22 protein-coding genes are annotated in these 21391 nt (G+C 45.9%); 17 read left to right on the forward strand and 5 right to left on the reverse strand.

The window, feature by feature from the left end:
* Positions 1–186 precede the first annotated feature (186 nt).
* From AB5935_RS20350 to AB5935_RS20375, 6 genes are read left to right on the forward strand one after another with little or no spacing between them, the layout of a single operon-like run.
* Positions 187–1170 (forward strand): glycosyltransferase family 2 protein, encoded by a 984-nt coding sequence (locus tag AB5935_RS20350; RefSeq protein ID WP_007843274.1) that lies wholly within the window; start codon positions 187–189, stop codon positions 1168–1170.
* 34 nt (positions 1171–1204) lie between these two features.
* Positions 1205–1864 (forward strand): hypothetical protein, encoded by a 660-nt coding sequence (locus tag AB5935_RS20355; RefSeq protein ID WP_007843272.1) that lies wholly within the window; start codon positions 1205–1207, stop codon positions 1862–1864.
* A 35-nt stretch (positions 1865–1899) separates the two neighbouring features.
* Positions 1900–3369, forward strand: coding sequence for a BCCT family transporter (locus AB5935_RS20360; protein ID WP_007843270.1), 1470 nt, complete (start codon positions 1900–1902; stop codon positions 3367–3369).
* Complete coding sequence (locus tag AB5935_RS20365) at positions 3359–4522, forward strand: ATP-grasp domain-containing protein (protein ID WP_007843268.1); 1164 nt, start codon at positions 3359–3361, stop codon at positions 4520–4522. The genes AB5935_RS20360 and AB5935_RS20365 overlap by 11 nt, the downstream gene beginning before the upstream one ends.
* Before the next feature lies 1 nt (position 4523).
* Positions 4524–5408, forward strand: a complete 885-nt coding sequence (locus tag AB5935_RS20370) for a hypothetical protein (RefSeq protein ID WP_007843266.1) — start codon at positions 4524–4526, stop codon at positions 5406–5408.
* Positions 5409–5424: 16 nt separating this feature from the next.
* Entirely contained in the window at positions 5425–6549 is a 1125-nt protein-coding gene (locus AB5935_RS20375) for a glycosyltransferase family 4 protein (protein WP_007843264.1), read from the forward strand.
* A gap of 229 nt (positions 6550–6778) precedes the next feature.
* On the opposite strand, the gene AB5935_RS20380 is transcribed toward AB5935_RS20375, so the two are convergent.
* The 5 genes from AB5935_RS20380 to AB5935_RS20400 form a co-directional block, all read right to left on the reverse strand.
* A complete protein-coding gene (locus AB5935_RS20380; protein ID WP_032948190.1) occupies positions 6779–7291 on the reverse strand; it encodes an N-acetylmuramoyl-L-alanine amidase in 513 nt (170 codons plus the stop codon).
* A complete protein-coding gene (locus tag AB5935_RS20385; protein ID WP_151850991.1) occupies positions 7288–7407 on the reverse strand; it encodes a smalltalk protein in 120 nt (39 codons plus the stop codon). Before AB5935_RS20385 ends, AB5935_RS20380 begins: the two co-directional genes overlap by 4 nt.
* A gap of 74 nt (positions 7408–7481) precedes the next feature.
* The gene (locus AB5935_RS20390) at positions 7482–7988 is read right to left on the reverse strand and encodes a DNA-binding domain-containing protein (protein WP_005852691.1); all 507 of its coding nucleotides are present in this window, start codon (positions 7986–7988) and stop codon (positions 7482–7484) included.
* A 286-nt stretch (positions 7989–8274) separates the two neighbouring features.
* A complete protein-coding gene (locus tag AB5935_RS20395) occupies positions 8275–8481 on the reverse strand; it encodes a DUF4248 domain-containing protein (protein ID WP_008781578.1) in 207 nt (68 codons plus the stop codon).
* Positions 8482–8660: 179 nt separating this feature from the next.
* The gene (locus AB5935_RS20400; protein ID WP_038609767.1) at positions 8661–10925 is read right to left on the reverse strand and encodes a VapE domain-containing protein; all 2265 of its coding nucleotides are present in this window, start codon (positions 10923–10925) and stop codon (positions 8661–8663) included.
* Between the two features lie 128 nt (positions 10926–11053).
* Here AB5935_RS20400 and AB5935_RS20405 point away from each other — a divergent pair, with 128 nt between their 5' ends.
* The 11 genes from AB5935_RS20405 to AB5935_RS20455 all read left to right on the forward strand — a co-directional run.
* Positions 11054–11500, forward strand: coding sequence for a hypothetical protein (locus AB5935_RS20405; RefSeq protein ID WP_005852686.1), 447 nt, complete (start codon positions 11054–11056; stop codon positions 11498–11500).
* Positions 11501–11539: 39 nt separating this feature from the next.
* Positions 11540–11755 carry a hypothetical protein gene (locus AB5935_RS20410; RefSeq protein WP_007835099.1) on the forward strand — a complete coding sequence of 72 codons (216 nt, stop codon included), beginning with the start codon at positions 11540–11542 and terminating at the stop codon, positions 11753–11755.
* Between the two features lie 21 nt (positions 11756–11776).
* Entirely contained in the window at positions 11777–12967 is a 1191-nt protein-coding gene (locus AB5935_RS20415; protein ID WP_007835101.1) for a 4Fe-4S dicluster domain-containing protein, read from the forward strand.
* A 31-nt stretch (positions 12968–12998) separates the two neighbouring features.
* Positions 12999–14093, forward strand: a complete 1095-nt coding sequence (locus tag AB5935_RS20420; RefSeq protein ID WP_235778235.1) for a polysaccharide pyruvyl transferase family protein — start codon at positions 12999–13001, stop codon at positions 14091–14093.
* Between the two features lie 101 nt (positions 14094–14194).
* Complete coding sequence (locus tag AB5935_RS20425) at positions 14195–15373, forward strand: glycosyltransferase (protein ID WP_007835105.1); 1179 nt, start codon at positions 14195–14197, stop codon at positions 15371–15373.
* A 16-nt stretch (positions 15374–15389) separates the two neighbouring features.
* The gene (locus tag AB5935_RS20430) at positions 15390–16463 is read left to right on the forward strand and encodes a radical SAM protein (RefSeq protein WP_032936300.1); all 1074 of its coding nucleotides are present in this window, start codon (positions 15390–15392) and stop codon (positions 16461–16463) included.
* A 179-nt stretch (positions 16464–16642) separates the two neighbouring features.
* Positions 16643–17863 carry an ATP/GTP-binding protein gene (locus AB5935_RS20435; protein ID WP_368327539.1) on the forward strand — a complete coding sequence of 407 codons (1221 nt, stop codon included), beginning with the start codon at positions 16643–16645 and terminating at the stop codon, positions 17861–17863.
* Between the two features lie 3 nt (positions 17864–17866).
* Positions 17867–18502, forward strand: coding sequence for an RloB family protein (locus tag AB5935_RS20440; RefSeq protein WP_005852674.1), 636 nt, complete (start codon positions 17867–17869; stop codon positions 18500–18502).
* 184 nt (positions 18503–18686) lie between these two features.
* On the forward strand, positions 18687–19775 hold the full coding sequence (locus AB5935_RS20445; RefSeq protein ID WP_007835111.1) for a glycosyltransferase family 4 protein: 1089 nt from the start codon (positions 18687–18689) through the stop codon (positions 19773–19775).
* An 11-nt stretch (positions 19776–19786) separates the two neighbouring features.
* Positions 19787–20596, forward strand: coding sequence for a YjbH domain-containing protein (locus AB5935_RS20450; RefSeq protein ID WP_007835117.1), 810 nt, complete (start codon positions 19787–19789; stop codon positions 20594–20596).
* A gap of 10 nt (positions 20597–20606) precedes the next feature.
* Positions 20607–21391: DEAD/DEAH box helicase (locus AB5935_RS20455; RefSeq protein ID WP_368327540.1), on the forward strand; the 785-nt coding region annotated here is incomplete at its 3' end.

The following is a 21391-nucleotide window of genomic DNA, read 5'->3' on the forward strand; positions in this document are numbered from 1 at the left end:
TCTGCAAATTCAGTAATGAGAGGACGTGTAAACGCAATAAGGACGTTCAAGGGCTTAGTTGCGGATTTGAGGCTTATTAGGTATATTGGTGTTCAACTCATTGAGTTCTATACCAGCTTTTTCTTTTACCCAATTATTTTACCTGTTTGTTATAATTGCATTTTTAAAAAAATATCAAGAATCTATATGCAACTCTCCATCATCATTCCCGTCTATAAAGTAGAGAAATACATACGGGATACATTGCAAAGTATCTATCGTCAACAGTACGACGAGAACCTTTTTGAGGTGATTGTGATAAACGACGGTACACCCGATGACTCTATGCGTATAGTGGCTGAATTTACAAATAAGCATGCCAATCTGCATATTATCAATCAAAAAAATCAAGGATTGAGCTGTGCCCGCAATGCGGGGTTGAAGATAGCCCAAGGTGAATATGTATGGTTTGTGGACAGCGACGATACTGTGACTGAGGAAAGTATAGGGAAGGTCATTGAATGCATAGAGAGAAGTAAGGCGGATGTGATAGGTTTTAGCATACTCAAAGTCAGTGAAGCGAATAGAGTGTCTGAAGTGGAATCAGCCATTTGGAACGAACATTGTCGTTTCTCATCTAACCAAATTGTCTGTGACAAAAGCATTTTATTCTCACTTCATACGGGTGCTGCCGTTCGCTATGTTTACAGACGGGCTTTCCTTCAAATGAATCATCTTCGTTTTTATCCCGGCATCCTCTACGAGGACCAAGAATTTCTTCCTCGCGTATTCAGCTTAGCCAATAGCTTTTACATTTCTTCATTCATTTCCTATCGCTATCTTTTGCGCTCATCAGGCTCTATCATGTCGCAGTTCTCGTTGCGCTCATTACGTGATACGCTCACCATTGTGCGTAGCTATGAGACATGGCTGCAGGAAGAGATAAAAGGAAAATCAGCCTTGATAAATGCTTATATCAATGGGTGCGTCTTTAATCATACTTACTGGTTGTTGTCGTTTAAGGCTGTTACCTTTCGGGACGAACAGAAAGAATTTATGCGCGACCATTATGCTGAAATACGGAGGAAGTGTCTGACAGCAGGGTGGAAGTCGCTAAAAGGAAATTTCAGACTGACGCGTGCGGTCCGCCTCCTGATGGTATTCCTTATTCCACATCACCTCATAAAATAGATAAACTTAAATTATTAATTATACATTCAAGTAAATGAAAAGATTTTTATTACTTCTTCTCTTGGCGTTTGCCATGTGGGAACTGCAAGCGCAAATTCCCTACTTTGCCAGTACGGCCGGTGATGGGAAACTCTATGGATACACTTCACTGAAACTACGTCCTGGTATCAATACACAAGAGACTTATACCACATTCCAATACGGCATTGGAAATTCTGTAGCTTTGGGTACGGATATCTATACAGGAGTAGGTTCAAATTATATGGGATTCCTGGCCCGTTATGGTGTGTCACTGAGTAAATGGTTCAATGTTGGTGCACAGTTTACTCCATCGTTTAATTTAAGCCATAACTTTGAGTTTGGTTATCTCACTTCTGCGCTCTATCTTAACGGTAACATCAGCCGTGACGGCTCGTGGTTCTGGTGCGCTAATACATGGTGGGGCGTGAATAGTGGAAGCAATGTGAAGAATACGATAGACCAATGGCTTTATGTAGGTCATACTTGCAAGTTGCGTAATGGTGATAGCTTGACCCCGATGCTTGGTACACTTTATTCGTGGAAGTTCAATCAGGATGCCGATGGGGCTGCCGGATTCTACTATACGCATGGGGGATACAATTTTTATCTGTGGGGTAATGACTTTCTAAAAGACAATCCGAGGTTTGTCGTGGGAGTGGATTTTAAATTTTAAGTAATCAGAGTACAATAATTAAACTTTATTTTAAAATGCATAAATTCACTTTGTTGCTCAAGAAGGAAAGCAGGTCGATCATTGCTTTTGCGATTTTGTCGGCAATCCTTGTCACTCTATTACTCCTTGACTTTGATAAAAACTTATTTTCTGAGATATTTCATGATATCTGCGTATATACCCGTGAGTTTGTAGGGTATTCTACGGTCTTTTGTATCCTGGTATTACTTTTCCTGATTTTTTCTCGATATGGAAACATCCGGTTGGGTGGGGAGAAGGCCAAACCAGAATATAGTAATTTTTCTTGGTTCTCGTGCTTGGTCATGGCAGGGATGGGCATTGGTCTGATTTTCTATAGTCAGGAGCCGTTGTACCATTTGTTTAATAATCCTTATGTTGGAAACGTATCTGGAACGCCTGAGGAAATAGCCTATTCGTTAACATTATATGATTGGACGTTTAATGTTTGGGCTTTATATGGTTTGCTCAGTATCATTATCGGCTATTTATACTATAATAAAGGGCGTGCGCTTAAACTTAGTTCCATTTTCCCCGGACGCACCCAAGAGTGGTTTAAGAACTTGATTGATGTTTTGATGGCACTGGGTATTGTAGCGGGCCTTACTACATCGTTGGGTTTAGGTGTATCGCAGCTTAAAAGTGGTATCGATTATGTCTTCATGACAAATGTCAATCCTTATTTATTAATGCTTATTGTTGGTCTGGTGGCTACTTGGTCGGTCAATTCGGGCCTTAAACGGGGGGTAAAGTGGTTGTCGAATCTTTCTTCAATATTGGTCTTTATATTGCTGGTTGTTATTTCTGTATTGGCTTATATGAATTTGAATGTTTCCAATACTATCGGTTACACTTTAAACGGAATTGGTAATTTTATTAGAAACTATATACATTACAATGATTATGCGAATACTGCCTCTGATGATTGGGCAGCAGGATGGGCAGTGTTTTATCAGTTATGGTATGCTGCTTGGACAGCTTTTGTTGCCGTATTTGTGGCAAAAATTTCAAAAGGCCGCACTATACGCGAATGTGCATGGGGAGTAGTTCTGTTTCCGGCTGTGTTTGAAGCGGTATGGTTCGGTATATTCGGTAGTGCGGGGTTGCCTGTAAAAGAACAGCTCTATGCTGCAATGCAAGATAATCTTCCCCAATCTGTTTTTTTCTTTTTACACCAACTGGCAAGTGGAGGAGGATATGTGGCTTTATCGGTATTGGTCATGGTAGTGATTTGTTTTTTCTTCATCACATCCTCCGATTCAAGTTCATATGTTGTAGCGACTATTCTTTCGGATGACAAAGAAGTGCGTTCTTTTAATAAAATAGCGTGGAGTTTAATACAGTGTGTGGCAGCTATGATTCTGTTTTATTGTGGAGGGCTTGCTCTCATACAGTCTGCGTCTGTTGTTTTGGGTTTGCTCGTTTTGGCAATCATCATTTTAGGTACAATCGTCTTTTTATATATATTGATCAGAGATGAAAAATAATTTTTATAAGCCTTTATTAAAACACAAGTTTGTTGTTTACGGTGGAGATCATGCAAACCCGTTAGGTATGGTCCGTTCGCTTGGAGAAATGGGAATAGCCGTTGATGTTGTATTGGTTGGTGAGCATCCGTCACTTATTCCGGCCTCTAAATATCCTAATAAAATATACTATGTTGCGACTAATGAAGAAGGGTTGGACATCATTGTAAAGAACTATTGGTCTGAGCCTGAAAAAGTTTTTATATTGACAGGAAGTGATGATACTACAGCACTGCTTAATGAACATTATGATAGGTTGAAAGAGCATTTCTTCTTTTATAATTGTGGCGAGCAAGGCCGTATGAAACAAATGATGCAGAAGGCAGAGCAAATTAAGATTGCGCAAGAGTGTGGGGTTAGAATCGCTGAATTTGAAATTGTAAAAGTAGGTCAACTCCCCACCAAGGTAAAATATCCTTTGATTACCAAAGCTGTCAATTCATTAGTGGATGGGTGGAAGAAAAATGTTTTTATCTGTCATAATGAAGCAGAACTTAGAGATGCCTATAAGTATATGGATGAAAGTGAAATCATGCTACAGGAATACATTCATAAAAAAAATGAATTGTGTATTGATGGCATTACGGTAAATAGCCATGAACCTGTTCATCTTCCTATCGGAGCTTATTATCATAGACTTTTTGATGATAGTTACGGGCTTTACTATTATTATACACAATTGGATAATCCTGATTTGGTTGAGAAGATAGACAAGATGCTCAAAAAGAGCCGGTATATCGGAATTTTCTGTGTGGAATTTCTGGTTGATAAAAATGATAATCTTTATTTTTTGGAAATCAATTATAGAAATTCAGGCTGGAGCCATGCCATGACACGTGCCGGATATAATGTGGTTTATGCTTGGTGTAAGGCTATGTTGGCAAAAAGGTTGGATACTACAGACATTGATATTCCTAAGCTCCCTTATTCTTGCATGGTAGAAGATAGTGAGTTCCGTTCCAATGTGTGCAGAGGTCGTGTGTCATTGTGGCAATTTTTGAAGGATGTGAAGCATTGTGATTATTTCACTTATTGGGATAAGCGTGATAACGGACCATTTTGGGCAATCATGCGACGGATGTTCAAACGGGCACTCAAAAAGATTTTCAACTGATATGAACATATTAAAGAAAACTTACCGAAAACTCACAAGCCGGAAATACAACATCGGATTCGTGGAGAATACATTGGAGGGAATCCTTCAAGGTGAGCCGTACCGGATAAAATGGATGAAGCATGGGTATGCCGACCGGTGGTTTGCCGATCCTTTCATCTTAGATGTCTGTGGAAACGAAGCTCAAGTGCTTGTAGAGGAATTCTATGACCTCATTGAACGGGGTAGAATAGCCAAACTGCTTATCGACCTTGATACGATGCAGCTTATCAACACTACACCGGTGCTCGAATTGAACACTCATTTGAGCTTTCCGGCTATCCTGCGTCGCGAAGGGCATATCTATATCTATCCGGAAAACTATGCCGGAGGCGGACTCAATCTTTATGAATACCTGCCGGAAAGTAATGAATGTAAAAAGATAAAGCATCTTTCTGATGAGCTAGTCACTGATGCGGTCTATACCGAACTGTTTGGCGAACCTTTAATATTCTCTACTTGCGAACCCGATGCCAATGGAGCGGCATTAGGCGTATATCAACAAAATAAGTCAACAGGAATGTATCAATTGGTACAGGAGTGTAAGTTTGGTGAGCCGATAGCTCGTAATGCAGGTGCCTGGTTTACGTACAGAGGAGAGATTTATCGTCCCGCACAGGATTCTGCAGTGCGCTATGGGCATAAGCTGGTCATCCAGCGGGTGCGTCGTGAGGCAGATGGCTGTTTCAGTTTCAGGGAAGTGCGCCGCGATACTTCCCCTCTAAAAGGGATGGAACTGGGATTTCATACCTTCAATATGTATAAAAATCATATTGTTGTAGATTGTCAGGGTTATCGGAATCCGCACATCGGTCCGGCTCTTGATAATATCCGTCATTCATTCTAACACTTTTTATATTGTTATGAAAGTAACCCATATCTTCTGGAGCCTCGGCTTCGGTGGCATCGAGACCATGCTTGTCAATATTGCCAATGCACAGGCGGAAGCAGGATCTGAGGTAAGTGTTCTTATCATCAATAAGCTTTATGAGCAATCATTGGTCAATTCGTTGGATAAAAGAGTAAATCTTGTTTTTCTGAACCGAAAAAAGGGGGCGATAACTCCTTGGTTTATTGTAAGACTGAATCGGATTTTGAAAAGGAGCAAACCTGATGTAATTCATTTACATCGTTCGGATTTGTATCATTTTGTTTGGGGCAAAAAATTGAAAAGCAACGTGTGTATCACGCTTCATGCCCTGCCCAAAGGTTTGGTAAGGCGTGAAGGGGTAATGCACATCGTATGGCGGAAAATCAAGAAACGTTCTGTTTTGTATAGTAATGTGGTTGATATGGATCGCATTCCCCATGTGTTTACTATTAGCGAGGTGGTTCAGAAAACTTTGTATGATAATTATGGTGTGGAGAGCACGGTGGTATGCAATGGTATCGTGACCTCATGTTTTGTCTCACGCCCTAAGACCATGCCCAAAGGTCAGTTGCGCGTCGTCATGGTGAGTCGTCTGGAACACGATAAGAAGGGGCAGGATTTGCTCATCCGTGCAGCGGCAGCGTTGCAAGGAACTGTTACGGTGGACTTTATCGGTATCGGCTCCAGCATGGAATATCTAAAGCAGTTCACTGCCGAATTGCATGCTGAAACGTATGTACGTTTTCTTGGTAAGCAAACGCAAGACTACGTGGCGGCTCATCTGACTGATTATGACCTCTTTGTGCAGCCATCCCGTTGGGAAGGTTTCGGCCTGACAGTCGCGGAGGCTATGGCGGCAGGCGTACCTGTATTGGTAAGTGAAGGGCAAGGACCTGCCGAGGTGACACAAGGCAGCCGCTATGGCTGGCTTTTTGCCAATGGAGATGCCGACGACTTGCAGCGTCAGATAGTCTTTATCAAGGAAAATTATGGTGAAGCGATGACGAAAGCCGATGAAGCGAAGGACTATGTGAGGAATACGTATGATGTGAGTGTCACGGCACGGGCCTACTTGCAGGAGTATGAGAAAATAGTCTGTGGGTGCCCCAAATCGTAAAAAGACAATGCCGATTAGGAATGCCCGAATGGGATTTGTTTCTTTGCATGAGTTAGGAATTGAGGTAGAAATTTATCAATAGGATGGAAACAACAAAATTCAATCAAGCTCGGCGGAACATTCTGCAGATGATATCTTATATAAAGACTCCGGAAGCATTGTAAAAATTAGAACAAAAGGCTAAGACAGAACGCCACTTGTCCGCCTTAGCCTTTCAATAAAAATAAATTTACTTTTCCAGAAATCCGTATTCGCTTTCCGTATCAAAACACGGGCACGCCTTCGGAATGCTTCCTCGCATGTCCCGGTGTCCGCGGATCTTCGCGTCCGGAAAGAGTTTCCTGAGCTTCATTAGCAACAACAGCAGCTGCTCACATTGTTCCTGCGTGCGCGTGTCGGCCGGGTGGCCTTCCGCATCCAGACCACCCTCATAGCAAATGCCGATGGAGCAACGGTTCCAAGGGCGGCAGTGCGCGCCCACTTCCTTCAGCTTGCGGTGCTGGGTGATGATGCCCGAGCGGCGGATGTAGAAATGATACCCGATGGTGCGGAACTTGCGCTGGCGGTGGCAGCGCAACAGGTCCTCTACGGTGAAGTCCCGGTTCTCGCGGGTGGCGGAGCAGTGGATGATGATATATTTCACCTCCTGCATGTACGGTCCGTCCTCGACGCTTTTCAGCAGTTCTCGTTCGCTCGCCACTTCCTCATCGGCGGTGAACAGGGGGAAGGATTCCTCTATCATAGGCTGAAAGGAAAGGTTGTGCAGCTGGTGATGCCCAGTGCGGTGAGGGCGGCGATTGCCGCCTGGATGATGGCCTGAAGAACCTTCTGCCATGTGATTTTATTATTTTCGCTCATTATTCTTTAAATTTTAGTTCTCCATAAGAGTTCGGGAAATTACCGGAACGGACATACAGTCCGTCCCGGCCGGGTCACACCTGTCCTTCGGTGGGCTGGTTGGCTTCGTTGCCTCCTCCTTCTCCTCCCGTCAGGTCCACGGTGGTCTCGCCCGCCTTGATGCTCTTCAGCAGGATTCTGGCAGCACGGCGCGAGGGCACGAGGTTGAACACGGCGTCCTCCAGTAAGTTTCGGAACCGGTCGCCGGGAGTCCAGTTCACGTTGAGCTGTTCGATGTGTATGGCGGGGTTGAAGGTTTCCAGGTTTTCCGCCCCCCGGCTTTGGATGCTGATGCTGAACACGCCCAGGTCGCCCATCTCGATGCGCTTTCCCTCCAGCAGCATCTCACGCATGCAGTCCACGGTTTGCATCAGCACGGCATAGATGTCGGCGCGGTTGTACTTGGATCCGTGGCTGGCGATGTGCCCGGCAAACTTGTCCAGTGTCAGGATGTTGGTGTACTGTGACTTGGCGTAGGCCTTTTTGGGCGCATCCTCATCGATGGGGTTGCCAAGCATGGCAATACTGTAATTGATCGACATAATCGGTTTGTTTTTAATGGTTAAACACTCAGTCACTGCGCGGCTGTAGCGGACTGTCCGGAATATCCACCGGGCCGGCAGGTCTTGGAGAATGTGCTGAACAGACTTGGCTTGTCCGTTGAACAGACCTAACCTGTTCGTTGAACAGACTTAGCTTGTCCGCTGAACAGACTTAGTCTGTCCGTCGCATCTCTTTGACATGTGCAAAGGTATCACCCCTCAAAATCGCAGTGTCCGTCTATGTCTGTTTATGTCCGTCTACGGAAAAATTTCTTTCGGAATGGGGTCAGGGTGTGGCGGATGGCTCGCCCAGGTACTGGCGGATCAGGGTCACCTGCTTCCAGGTGAAGGTGCGGTTCCGGCTTTGGTAGCCGGTTCCGGTGAGGGCTTCGACCAAGGGGTGGCAACGGGCTATCCAGCGTGTGAGGTGGCGCACGGCGGTGGCGGAAGTGGCATCGGGAAAATATTGCAGGGCGAGTTCTTGTTTGTTCATGGCTCTTGAATTGTTTTTTTGTAAATGCTTGAATATCAATTTTAGTGGAGGATATGGAGGGGTATTATATAATTTATATAAATGATATACTTATTATTCTTTCCTTTAAAGGAAGATACTTCTTACTTTCATATAATGGAAAGTTTGAAAAATATCCTCCATATCCTCCACTAAGGGTGTCAGAAGGGGAGTTCGGTATTCTCTTCGGAAGGCTTTTCGCCGGGGGGATCCGCCTGTTCCGTTTCGGCCGGCAGCAAGTGCTGTACCTCCTCGGTAGTGCGCTCCACCACCACCCAATAGTTTGCGTTGGAGGCCTTTACCTGTCGGAAGCCCAGCTCGCGCATGGCACGGCCCACCTTCTGGAGACTCAGCCGCAGCGAGGTGTTGCCGAAACGACCGATGATCTGGCTGCTGGTGGTATAGACTCCCCGTTCCAGCCCCACGGGCTTGCGGTAGTAGGTCAGGATCAGTTCGTACTCCGGACGGGGCACCTCAAACTGCTGCACATGGCCGCGCAGCTGCTGGATCTCTTTATCGGTAAACCAGTAACGGAAATTTACATCCTGGTAGAGCGCGTACGTCTGGCTGTAGATGCCCTCGTAGGGGATGTCCGCCTCCCACGGGCTGTCTATGTCCTCCACCTCGAAGGGCAGCCATCGCCGATTCCCCGTGTCGTCGGTGAGGAACTGGAGATTGTTCCCGGTGGCTACGAACGAGGCTACATGGGGCAGGTGCACCTTGTTGCGTCCGTAGGCTCGGCGCTCGTCCACGTAGCGTTGCGTCACCATCGCCTTCAGCTGGTTCAGCTCCGAGGGGGGCATGGTATCGATCTCCTCCAGATTGATCACCAGGTTCTCGGTCATGGTGAACAGGTCGTCTTTGGTCATGCGGCTAGAGTTGCTCTTTGTGGTGTAATATTCGGACAATACGGGCGGCAGGATATGCTGCATGAACGAGGTCTTGTAACTGCCCTGCCGCCCTATCAGGGTGAGGATCACCTGGTTCACCACGGTCTCGTTCAGGGCGGCGGCAATCATGGACACCATCCACCGTTTCAGGATGTCGGCAAAGCGGACGGGAGTTTCGGAGAGGTCGTTCCGTTCCCGGCTTTTGTCCTGCTGCAACGGACTGTGCGGACTTTCCTTGACATGCACCATGGCGGCCAGCCGGTCGATGTAGTTGGTCTCTCCGTCCCAGGGCGGCAGACCGTCCAGATACTCTTTCAACGGATGATATTCCTTGACGAAATCACTGCCGAGCAGCGTATGCAGCTCGTTCAGGTTGACCGCCATGCCATGGTGTTGCATAGCGCACCACAGGGAGTTCTCGATGTGGTCGGTGAGCCGCTGCCAGTGGCAGGCGGAAGCTTCGGGACGGTCGGTGTACGCATCAGCAATCAGTTGTGTCTCAATCTGGTGGGTAAGCATGTTCATCCGGAACTTCATATAGCTGTTGATAAACTCCTCCATCTCCTCCACGGTGGCCTTCTTATGAGAGGAATCATTCTCTTTCTCCTTTTTTCGGACGGAACGGGGCAGGGGGACGGTGTTGAACTCCATCGTGAGCGAGTAACAACTCTTTATGATGGGCAGCAGCTGCTCGCGCGGATAATCGGGAAAAGTCCGGAGGGCCCATGCCTCGGCGTCCGCCTGCGGAACACCGCAGCGGTTGGTATGATAGAAACAACGGCTTACGTAGTCGTTGTAGCTGCCCGGTGCGTATGCTATTCCTTCCTCTTCCAGCTGTGCACGGATAATCTTGTAGGCACGTTCCGCCGTCACGGTCACGGCAGTACCGCGCTTCGGCTTCTCGCGGGGCTTCATTCCGCTGGTGTGGAAGGAGGAGGCTTCGGGGCGGAGCAGGGCTTCGGGGTCGTGGCAGAGGACCGACATGCGCGTGGCGTTCTTGCATTGTCCGTCAATCTCCACTCCGCACAGGCGAGCGTAATGGTCGTTCACCCACTCCCATACCATGCGGTAGTTGGCCTTGGTCACTCCGCCCTCCACGTGGCTGATGACCCGGATGCCGCATCCCGAGATGGTGATGTACACCAAAAAGGAATGAATATCCTCTTTTACCAAAGTCAGGATGGCGGCGAATCGCTCGGGGGGGATGCCGTCTATGTCCACCATGATAAATCCCGTAAATCCCTTGACATGGGCGTAGGTTCTCCCTCCCTCCAGCAGGACGGAGGGGATGAATGCCGGCTGTGCGTTCTTCAGGTTGCTTTTGGTGAGCTTCCACTGCTCCAGCTGCTGCGCGTCGCCTGTCGCCTCGATGTCGGACAGCGTGGCCAGATGGGCGCGGTAATGACGGGTGGCGGTGGTGTGGGTGCTGTTGGTTATCTCCTTGAAAAGAACCTGCCAGGTGGTGGGTTCAGGCCGGGTGTCGCGCAGGGAGTGGAAGCGCGATGGGTTGCTTGATTTAAAAAAATCTTTATTCATAATGTGTAGCGTAGAATTTTGTGTCTGCAAAGTACAGAGTAAATTTTCAGGAGGACAATAGCGATTTAAAATAATCACTCTATGATTTAAAATAATCGGGAATAATTAGAAATCAAGATAAAACGATAATGAAAAACGAGACTAAAGAATCTCAAAATACTGCGAGGGCAAGTGTTGTTATCAACATTCATGGCGGTAACAATCAAATACTGCCCAACGCTACAGAGGTAGTGCAAAATTTTTATGGTGCTGAGTTCGCCCATGTGAGAACACAGAACAATGGTATGGAAGAGAAAGAGGAGGATGAGGCAGTGCGTATTGCCCGTGGCACGTTGTGCATTTACTACTCTGATGACTGGGAACTGAATGATATCATCCGCCGCATAGCTGATTGCCGCAGTGCGTCGGACTTGGCGAACCTTGTGGTGAATGATATGCATAAGCATACCATCCTTACTGCCGAACGTATGGTAAGCAAGGATTTCATAGAGGCGCTCCAGCAGTTCCTGACGTTCAAGTCGGGGACGTCCACGGGTAATATTCGTACGCAGATAAATAATGTGAGGAGAGAATGACCAGAAAGATAATTTAAAATTGATAAAATAAAAGTTATAATGAAGAGTCAAAACAAACAATCTGTATGGACGTGCATGAGTGAAAAAGCATTTTCTGCCGATGTGCATTGGATGACGATTTTCACTCCCGCTTATCAACGTGAAGCTACCATGGAGTGTTTCTATCGTACACTCATCACTGACGTGTATTCGTTTATCGGCAAATGCCTTGTGCTGGCGTTTATGCCTGCCGGCTATTTGCTTTCAAGAAAATAGGTCTATATATTCTTCTTTGCCATGTTAAAACTAAATCAAAAAAAACTGTCTTACACATTTGACCGGTGCCAGCAGTGCGGCATTTGTTATGCGGTGTGTCCTGAAAATGCCATTTCATTATCTTTGCGGCATGACGGGTTGCACGATATAAAGATAAATGCTGCGCTTTGTATCGCTTGCGGCAAATGTGTGAGAAGTTGTCCGGCTAACAAAGAGTATGGTTACGAAGGCTATTTTGATGGCTTTGCACAAAAGAAATACTACTTGGGATATCATGCGGACAACCGTATCCGTAGGGAATCTTCTTCGGGTGGTGTATGTAAAACATTGATCATCGATTCCTTAAAGAATGGCATGGTAGACGGGGCTTATTCGTTGAAGTGTACAGATTCTTTCCCTTTTGCCCAAGGTGAGTTTTATACCCGTGAGCATATTCCTTCATTCGGAGATATGCCAAATTCCGTGTATCACTCCGTGATGGCTTGCACGGAAATTGACCGGATTCAACCTTGCAAGCGATTGATGTTAGTGGGGACGGCCTGCCAGTTGAGAGCCTTGAACTCCATCATAAAGGATAAATGCGATGAGGTTGTCCGGGTGTGTATCTTTTGTAAGCAACAGAAAACACTGGACTCCACACGTTTCCTGGCTAAGATGATGGGTACGTCCGTTCCTCCAAATTTAAAATTCCGACCCCGCTATCGCGGAGATGGTTGGCCGGGAATCGTGAGAGTGGACGGATTTGAGCTGCCCTGGAATAGGGCAGCTCAAATCCCGTTCGGTAAACGATTGTGGACGGTGCCTGGATGCGGCATCTGTGGGGATTCTTTTGGTATGGAAGCAGGAGCGGACATCACGCTGATGGATCCTTGGACTATCTGCTCGCACAATGAGTTGGGAGAGACTTTGGTAACGGTTCATACTCAGAAGGGGGATGAATTGCTTCAACAATGTGTTTCCCTGAATCTGGAACCCCGGTCATTTTCCGAAGTGGAGCCTGCACTTTCGCTCAAGGATGTGTGGCGCAAACAAGTGACCGAGCCGGTCTACAGGGGCAGACCTTGTAAGAAACGTTATGTCCGTGCAGTCCGTGCGGAACGGAGGCAGCAAAGATTGTTGCGCATGGTGGTGGAAATGCTGCCTCGCTTACCCATTATCTGCTATCGGACTCTTGCTAAACTGCCCGATTTAAGAAACAGAATACTAAAATAACCCTTCATTCTTTTTAACGATGCAAATTAAAGTGATTACCAGACATACGCCCAATAATTACGGTTCGTTGTTGCAGTCCATTGCAACCCTCCGGGTGATTGAATCTTTGGGACATCAGTGTGAGATTATTGATTATTGGAAACGCGATGAGGTGGGACTGCAAGGAATTCTCACATCGCTGCAAGGAAAATCATTATGGAAAAACAGTTTGTTTAAACGTATGGCATACGTGGCTTTGCGGTATCCGGGTGAGAAAATAGCGGCGTTACGTTTCGATAAAATGCGTAGGCGGTATCTAAAGCTGACTCCCCGTTGCTATTCAATGGAGGAGTTGGAGTCGCTTCAAGCGGATGTGTTTATGACGGGTAGTGACCAGGTATGGGGACCGTTGCTGGATGGAGGATATGATGAAGCCTATTTTCTTTCTTTTGTAAAGGAAGGTATACGTAAGGTATCGTATGCAGGCAGCTTTGGCCGCACTGAGTTTTCGGACATTATTATTGCATCTTATAAGCGGTTACTGTCAAAATATGATGCGCTTACTGTACGTGAAAGCAGTGCCGTGAAGCTTTTGGAGGAGTGGGGGATTGACTGTGGAGGACAAGTACTGGATCCTACTTTATTGCTCGACTCCGGTCAGTGGAGTGAGTATATTGAAGAAGATGTGAAAAAAGAGTATGTATTGATTTATGAAATACATAACAATCCCCGGTTGGACGATTATGCCAAGCGTTTTGCCGCTCATGCCGGTCTGCCGTTAGTACGTGTGTCTCCTACGCTTCACCAGTTAGCCCGAGGGGGCAGATTGGTGTTTTGTCCGGAAATAGGTACATTCCTTTCGTATATCAAGAATGCCCGTTACATGCTTACCGACAGTTTTCATGGAACAGCTTTTGCCATCAACTTCAATACTCCATTTCTGGAAGTGCTGCCCAATAACAAGACCGGAGCACGAAATCAAAGTATACTTCAACTGACAGGACTGGAAGACCGAATTGTCACAGATTTTAACGACTTCTCATTGGTAGACCGGCAGATTGACTATGCTAAAGTGAATGAGATAATGCATAGAGAGCGGGAGAGATCGATGGAAAAACTGGCGGAGTTGTGCGAATGTCAGATGTGAGAATTGATCGATATTCTTTACCCTTAAAGTGTATAACAAAATAACTTAATCAGGCTTTGCAGCCTTGAAAATCTTGCAGGTCATATAATTAATGTTGATATATGAAAATCTTACTGGCTAATAAATTCTATTACCGCCGGGGCGGTGACTGTGTCCATACACTCAACTTGGAGCAACTGCTCAAAGCGCACGGTCACGAAGTGGCTGTGTTTGCCATGGACTACCCTGAAAATCTGGAAACTCAATGGAGCAAGTATTTTCCTTCTGAGGTGAAGTTCAAACTCGGAACGGGCATGATTGAAGCACTGATGAGACCGTTTGGCACGCGAGAGGTACAGCGGAAGTTCAATGCGCTGCTCGATGATTTCCATCCGGATGTGGTACATCTCAACAACATCCATTCGCAACTTTCGCCGGTCATTGCAGAGATGGCGCACGAAAGAGGTATAAAGGTGGTGTGGACCCTGCACGACTATAAATTGCTGTGCCCTCGATACGATTGTTTGCGAAATGGGGAAACGGTATGTGAATCCTGCTTTGCAGACAAGCACAAGGTGTTGGAATATAAATGCATGAAAAACTCGAAAGTAGCAAGTTTCCTCTCTTATGGTGAGGCAATGAAATGGCACCGGGAGCGCTTGGAGAACTGCACGGACGCTTTCGTCTGTCCTTCACAATTTATGCGCGACAAGATGAAGCAGGGGGGATTTGCTGCTGCAAAGTTGCACACATTGTGCAATTTTATCGATGTAGCCCCATGTGTGGCCGATGATTACAGTCAACGTGATGATTATTATTGCTTTATCGGCCGCCTTTCGCACGAGAAAGGTGCCAAGACTCTGATTGAAGCGGCCAATGCGTTGCCGCAACATAAACTGGTGGTAATTGGGGGAGGGCCTTTGGAAGACGAGTTGAAGTCTATGGCAGGCAAGCACATTGAGCTGGCAGGCTTTAAACAGTGGAGCGAAATCAAGCGCTTGGTGGGCAAAGCCCGTTTCTCGGTCATCCCATCGGAATGGTACGAGAACAATCCACTTTCGGTCATAGAAGCTCAGTGCCTGGGCACTCCGGTGCTGGGTGCCCGGATTGGAGGTATCCCTGAATTGATATCAGAGGAAACGGGCATGACTTTCGAAAGCCGCCATACGGCCGACTTAAAGGAAAAAATTGAAGCGATGTACGGTCGGACTTTCAACAATGCTAAGATTGCTGCCGCTTCACATAAGCGATATAATGCGGAAAGGTATTATAATGAAATAATCACAGTGTATAAAATGTAAAAATATTATAATGTTTATGGCTTATCAAAAAACTGTTCCTACTCCTACGGACGCAAGTATCATCCTGACTTATCGTTGTCCCATGAAGTGCAAGATGTGCAACATCTGGTTTAATCCCACCAACAAAAGCGAAGAGATAAAAGCGAGTGATTTGAGAACACTGCCTAAGTTGAAGTTTATCAACCTGACGGGTGGCGAACCTTTCGTCCGCGAGGATTTGGCGGAGATTGTGGAGGAATGCTACCGGCATACCGACCGTATTGTCATTTCGACCAGCGGATGGTTTGAGGATCGTGTGGTGGCGCTGGCAAAGAAGTTTCCAAATATCGGCATCCGCATCTCTATCGAGGGATTGAGTTGTAAGAACGATGAACTGCGTGGACATGCGGGTGGCTTCGACAAGGGACTTCGTACACTGCTGACATTGAAGGAAATGGGGCTGAAAGATATCGGTTTCGGTTGCACGGTGTCTAACAATAATTCTAAAGACATGCTTTCGCTCTACCAACTGAGCAAGAGCTTGGGGATGGAGTTCGCCACAGCTGCTTTTCATAATTCGTACTACTTCCACAAAGAAGACAATGTAATCACTAATAAAAATGAGGTGTGTGGTGACTTCAAGCAACTGATAGAATGGCAGCTGAAGGAGCGTCATCCGAAGAGCTGGTTCCGTGCCTGGTTCAATATGGGACTGATAAATTATATTGAAGGCGGTCGCCGTATGTTGCCTTGTGAGGCCGGTTCGGCTAACTTCTTCATTGATCCCTTTGGTGATGTATATCCTTGTAATGGGCTGGAAGAGAAGTATTGGAAGAAGTCGATGGGAAACATTCATGAAACTCCCGACTTTATGACTATATGGGAGAGTGAGCAGGCACAGGAGGTTCGCGCCATGGTGCGCCGTTGTCCCAAAAACTGCTGGATGGTGGGAACTGCCAGTCCTGTGATGCACAAGTATATTAAGTATCCGTTGAAGTGGGCGTTGGTTAATAAACTGAAGTCACTGCAAGGGAAAGATATTTGTCTGGAACCGAAATGGTGCGATGTAGGGCAAGACTCTTGTCAAGGTGATTTAAGGGAGAAATTCTGATGAAACTAGTAGTTACCGGCACCCGTGGTATCCCCGATATCATGGGTGGCGTAGAGACGCATTGCGAGGAACTGTTACATGTTATTAGACATAAAATAATATAATTCACTTGATAGTTATCCTTATATGAAAAATAAAAGCTATATTTGTGATAAAATCTCGAATGAAGCGATTAAAGTATGATTATTCAATTTACAATAGGAAATTTTCTATCTTTCAAAGAACAGTCTACATTGTCATTAGCGGCATCGGCTTTGAAAGAAATACAGGTTCCGGCTGAAGATATAATCTTTAGTGTAGGGACTGCCGGATTATTGTTAATGAAGAGTGCGGTTGTTTACGGTGCCAATGCATCCGGTAAATCCAATTTCATTAAAGCATTTGAGTTCTTCAAGTGGTATGTGATAAATTCATCGAAGGATATTCAGGCAGGGGAACGTGTCAATATAGAAAGTTTCCGGTTAAATTCGCTTACAGCAGGTGAACCAAGTTATTTTGAAGCCATATTCTGTGATGAGGATAATCAATATCGTTATGGTTTTGAAGCTGACAATTCATCGGTACATTCGGAATGGCTCTATCAAAAAGCTAATAAGAAAAGGGCTAAGGAGGTGGAATTATTCTACCGGGAAAAAGACAGTTTTGATATTCATACCAAGTTTGCCGTTGGTAAAGAGCTTGCAGGTAAACGAATGGTGAGAGCAAATGCACTATTACTTTCTGTTGCGGCACAATTCAATGATCCGACGGCAGTGGAGATCATGAAATGGTTGAACGATACCACTATTATTTCAGGTTCTAATGATGAGAAGATATGGAATACCGCCACCATCCAACTGGATGACATCACAATGAAACAGCGAATTGTGGAGTTTTCCCGTTATGCTGATTTAGGTATTGAAAATATTGAAAAAATTGATAATACTATTGTCAGTACGCATACACAATGCGATGATGAAGGTAATGAAGTCAAAGCTGTTACCTTCCCATTCAGGAAAAATGAATCGGAAGGTACAATAAAGTATTTTTCTTTAGCATATCCCATTATTGATGCTTTGGATAATGGGAAGCGTCTGATTATAGATGAATTTGATTCCAAAATGCATCCACTTCTTACGTGTAGAATTATTACCTTGTTTAATTCAAAAGAAACAAATCCGAAAAATGCCCAATTGATTTTCACTACCCACGATACAAACTTGTTGAGTGCTAATATATTCCGACGAGATCAGATTTGGTTTACACAAAAAGACCGTTATGGAGCAACCGAACTTTATTCATTGGCAGAGTATAAAGTTCGTAATGATGCTTCGTTTGAAAAAGATTACCTGTCCGGAAAGTATGGAGCTATTCCAATTGTCGGAGATTTAACCCGTTTGTTTAATACGCAAGAAAAATAAACTATGGCGGCTACAAAAAGGAAAAATATGAATCCGCGTATCGAAAGAAAGATAACCCGTATCAGTGGTGTGCGTGAAGTGAAACAAACATTTCTGATTATTTGCGAGGGGGTTAATACTGAACCAGACTACTTTAATGCCTTCCGCTTGACTTCTGCCACTGTGAAAGCTATCGGTCAAGGCATGGGGACATTAGCATTAGTACAGAAAGCTATCAATATAAAAGAGCAGGAAAGGCAAAGAGGAAGGACATACAATCAGAATTGGGTGGTCTTTGACAAAGATGATTTTCCAGAAAATGACTTTAACTCCGCAATCCTGTCAGCTCGCCAGAATGGTTTTGAAGTGGCTTATAGCAACCAGGCTTTTGAATTTTGGTTCTTGCTTCACTTCAATCTGTATCAGGGGGCTTTGCATCGTTCCAGATATGAAAAAATGTTGAGTACTTTGCTCGGATTTGCTTATACAAAGAAGTCGGGCGTAAGCTCTAAAATGTTTAATGCTTTATTTCTTAAACAAGAACAAGCCATTAATCACGCTAAAACTATCATGAAACAATTTGATGGGAATAATCCGGCACAACAAGAGTCTTCTACTACTGTTTATAGGCTTGTAGAAGAATTGAATAATTTTTTATAGAAAGCCAAATAATTGGGGCGAAGTTGCCTTTGTCTGGTTGTTGAGGGATTTGGCGTGGTTTCTTAATAACTAATATTTACCGATAAAACTTATCTCCTCATTTCCTGTATCAGGAAATGAGGCTAAATGCATTGTGGCTGTCCTATTCGGATTGTAGCCTTCATTAATAATAATCTAAATTTTGATGAAACTAGTAGTTACCGGTACCCGTGGTATCCCCGATATCATGGGTGGCGTAGAGACGCATTGCGAGGAATTATTTCCGCGCATAGCAGCCAAAGGTGTGGACACCACTCTCATCCGCCGCAAAGATTATGTGAGAGATTCTCTCACCGAGTGGAAGGGGGTGAAGCTGGTGGATATCAGCGCACCGAAAAGGAAATCATACGAAGCGGTTGTCCATACGTTTCGGGCTGTAAACAAGGCGAAAAAGCTGGGAGCGGACGTGGTGCATATTCATGCCATCGGACCTGCGCTGTTAGTGCCATATGCAAAGATGCTCGGCATGAAGGTGGTGTTCACGCATCACGGGCCCGACTATGACCGTGACAAGTGGGGCTTTGCCGCCAAAAGTGTGCTGAAACTGGGGGAGCGGTTGGGGTGCAGGTTTGCAGATGATGTAATCGTCATATCTGAAGTAATTCAGGATCTGATTGCCCGGAAGTACCATCGACGTGAGAGGGTACATCTGATTTACAATGGTGTGCCGAAGCCTGAAATTTGCGACTATCCCGACTATTTTGAAGAACTGGGTATTGAGAAAGGAAAGTACATCCTTGGCATGTGTCGTTTTGTGCCGGAGAAAAACCTGCACCACCTGATAGAAGCTTTCAAGAAGTTGGAAGCTGGAGATTGTAAGTTAGTGCTGGCGGGCGATACGGATTTTGAAGATGAATATTCACTGGGGTTGAAGAAGATGGCGCAAGAGGCAGGCGTGGTGCTGACGGGATTCGTGAAGGGACGTAAGTTGCACTCGTTGCTGACAAATGCTCGCTGTTATTGCCTGCCTTCATCGCACGAAGGGTTGCCTATTGCATTATTGGAGGCTATGAGTTATCACTTGCCGGTGGTGGTGAGTAATATTCCTGCCAATCTGGAGGTAGGCCTTTCTTCTGACTGCTATTTTCATTGTGGAGATGTGGATGCTCTTGCCGCTCGATTGCAGAAGGTGATAGACGAGGATTATCATAGTGTGCAGTATGACATGGCTCCGTATGATTGGGACAAGATTGCAAAGCAGGTGATGGGAGTTTATGAGGGTTTGTTGAAATAAGAATAAAACGGATGATGATAAAAAAACTGATTTGTGCGGCGGCATTATTGATGGTAGCAGGTTTGCAGCATACGCAGGCACAATATGTATATGGCACCACGGGGCTTCTTCACGCCCCCAGCGCGGATATGCAGCGCGACAAGACTTTTCTGTGCGGGTTTTCCTATCTGCAAGTGGCGGCTACCCCGAAGCATTGGAATTATGACACGTGGAATTACTACATAAACATCACCCTCTTTCCGTGGCTGGAAGTGGGCTATACCTGTACGCTGCACAAAATAGGATTGCCCCAGTATGGTTATTCATATAAGTTCCGCAATCAGGACCGCCAGTTTTCCGCCCGGCTGCGTGTATGGAAGGAGGGATGGTGGAAGGAGTGGACACCGCAGATAGTGGTGGGGGCGAACGATCCGTCCACCAACGATGTGCTGGGCGACCCCGATAAGGACGATTATGGTTTTACGGGTACGTCTTCGGTGGGTAACGGACACTGGAACCGCTATTACATAGCTGCCACCAAGCACTTCGGGGTGAAGAATGTGGGGGAGTTGGGGATGCACTTCGGTTATGTCTATAACAAGCGGCTGGATTATCACCGGAACGGACCTGTGGCGGGGGTGAATTTTCAGTTTGCCCTGCCGGCTACCTCTTTTTGGATGAAGGCTGTGAATGGGCTGAATGTGATAGCGGAATACGATAGTTATTCGGTGAATTGTGGTATCGGGTATAACTTTTGGAAGGATTATATTAGTGGTGTGGTGGAACTGACCCAATGTAAGTATCCCAGTGCAGGGATGGTATTCAGGATACATCTGAAATAAGGGATGATGCATGGCAAGGAACGATTGTCTTCGTGACTACCAGCAGGAGATGAAGCTCAGGCTCTTTGAAGAGTGGGAGCTTCACCGGAGTGTGATGGTACAAATGCCTACAGGCACGGGAAAGACACATCTGCTGGCTGCGGTGGTGAAAGAGTTTCTTTGTGGTGGCGGTGTCGGTATGCGGGTGTGGATAGTGGCACACCGCAGGGAGCTGGTAGAGCAGATAGAGGAAACCGTAGCCCGGTATGGAATGGGAAAAGAACCGGACAAGTCGGCAAAGAACGGAAGGACGGGGAAAGACAGTATGCCGGAAGAATCCGGGAGGGTGAGGGTATTTTCCATCCAGTGGTTGTCACGAAACCGGAAGATTATGGACGGACAGCCGGATTTGATCGTCATTGACGAGGCGCATCATGCCCTGGCGGAAACCTACCGGGAGCTTTGGAAGAGATATCCGGAGGCGAGGAAACTGGGCATGACTGCTACTCCCTGCCGGCTGAGCCGCAAGGGATTCACGGATTTGTTTGATACCCTGATTACCTCATGGAGCATTGCGGAATTTATCGGGAGGGGCTGGTTGTCGTCATTTGACTATGTGTCCATCCGTGCGAACAGCAGTGAACAGCGACTGATTGACTCGTTGAAGAAACGGGGTGCGGACGGGGATTATCAGGTAAAGGAAATGAATGCGGTGTTAAATCGGGAGACCGGTATCCGACAATTGTATGAGAGCGTCCGTCGATATGCCGCCGGGAAGAAAGGGATAGTCTATGCCGTGAGCATCGCACACGCCCG

The sequence above is a fragment of the Phocaeicola sp. RTP21198st1_B8_RTP21198_201120 genome (assembly GCF_040929485.1).
In the GTDB taxonomy this organism is placed as follows: domain Bacteria; phylum Bacteroidota; class Bacteroidia; order Bacteroidales; family Bacteroidaceae; genus Phocaeicola; species Phocaeicola dorei.

Coding starts and splice junctions, on each gene's coding strand:
- AB5935_RS20405 (WP_005852686.1), top strand. CDS start 11,054: ATGAAAAACGAGACTAAAGAATCTCAAAATACTGCGAGGGCAAGTGTT.
- AB5935_RS20415 (WP_007835101.1), top strand. CDS start 11,777: ATGTTAAAACTAAATCAAAAAAAACTGTCTTACACATTTGACCGGTGC.
- AB5935_RS20440 (WP_005852674.1), top strand. CDS start 17,867: ATGGCGGCTACAAAAAGGAAAAATATGAATCCGCGTATCGAAAGAAAG.
- AB5935_RS20445 (WP_007835111.1), top strand. CDS start 18,687: ATGAAACTAGTAGTTACCGGTACCCGTGGTATCCCCGATATCATGGGT.
- AB5935_RS20360 (WP_007843270.1), top strand. CDS start 1,900: ATGCATAAATTCACTTTGTTGCTCAAGAAGGAAAGCAGGTCGATCATT.
- AB5935_RS20400 (WP_038609767.1), bottom strand. CDS start 10,925: ATGAATAAAGATTTTTTTAAATCAAGCAACCCATCGCGCTTCCACTCC.
- AB5935_RS20435 (WP_368327539.1), top strand. CDS start 16,643: ATGATTATTCAATTTACAATAGGAAATTTTCTATCTTTCAAAGAACAG.
- AB5935_RS20355 (WP_007843272.1), top strand. CDS start 1,205: ATGAAAAGATTTTTATTACTTCTTCTCTTGGCGTTTGCCATGTGGGAA.
- AB5935_RS20385 (WP_151850991.1), bottom strand. CDS start 7,407: ATGAGCGAAAATAATAAAATCACATGGCAGAAGGTTCTTCAGGCCATC.
- AB5935_RS20395 (WP_008781578.1), bottom strand. CDS start 8,481: ATGAACAAACAAGAACTCGCCCTGCAATATTTTCCCGATGCCACTTCC.
- AB5935_RS20410 (WP_007835099.1), top strand. CDS start 11,540: ATGAAGAGTCAAAACAAACAATCTGTATGGACGTGCATGAGTGAAAAA.
- AB5935_RS20450 (WP_007835117.1), top strand. CDS start 19,787: ATGATGATAAAAAAACTGATTTGTGCGGCGGCATTATTGATGGTAGCA.
- AB5935_RS20375 (WP_007843264.1), top strand. CDS start 5,425: ATGAAAGTAACCCATATCTTCTGGAGCCTCGGCTTCGGTGGCATCGAG.
- AB5935_RS20425 (WP_007835105.1), top strand. CDS start 14,195: ATGAAAATCTTACTGGCTAATAAATTCTATTACCGCCGGGGCGGTGAC.
- AB5935_RS20370 (WP_007843266.1), top strand. CDS start 4,524: ATGAACATATTAAAGAAAACTTACCGAAAACTCACAAGCCGGAAATAC.
- AB5935_RS20390 (WP_005852691.1), bottom strand. CDS start 7,988: ATGTCGATCAATTACAGTATTGCCATGCTTGGCAACCCCATCGATGAG.
- AB5935_RS20380 (WP_032948190.1), bottom strand. CDS start 7,291: ATGATAGAGGAATCCTTCCCCCTGTTCACCGCCGATGAGGAAGTGGCG.
- AB5935_RS20350 (WP_007843274.1), top strand. CDS start 187: ATGCAACTCTCCATCATCATTCCCGTCTATAAAGTAGAGAAATACATA.
- AB5935_RS20430 (WP_032936300.1), top strand. CDS start 15,390: ATGGCTTATCAAAAAACTGTTCCTACTCCTACGGACGCAAGTATCATC.
- AB5935_RS20365 (WP_007843268.1), top strand. CDS start 3,359: ATGAAAAATAATTTTTATAAGCCTTTATTAAAACACAAGTTTGTTGTT.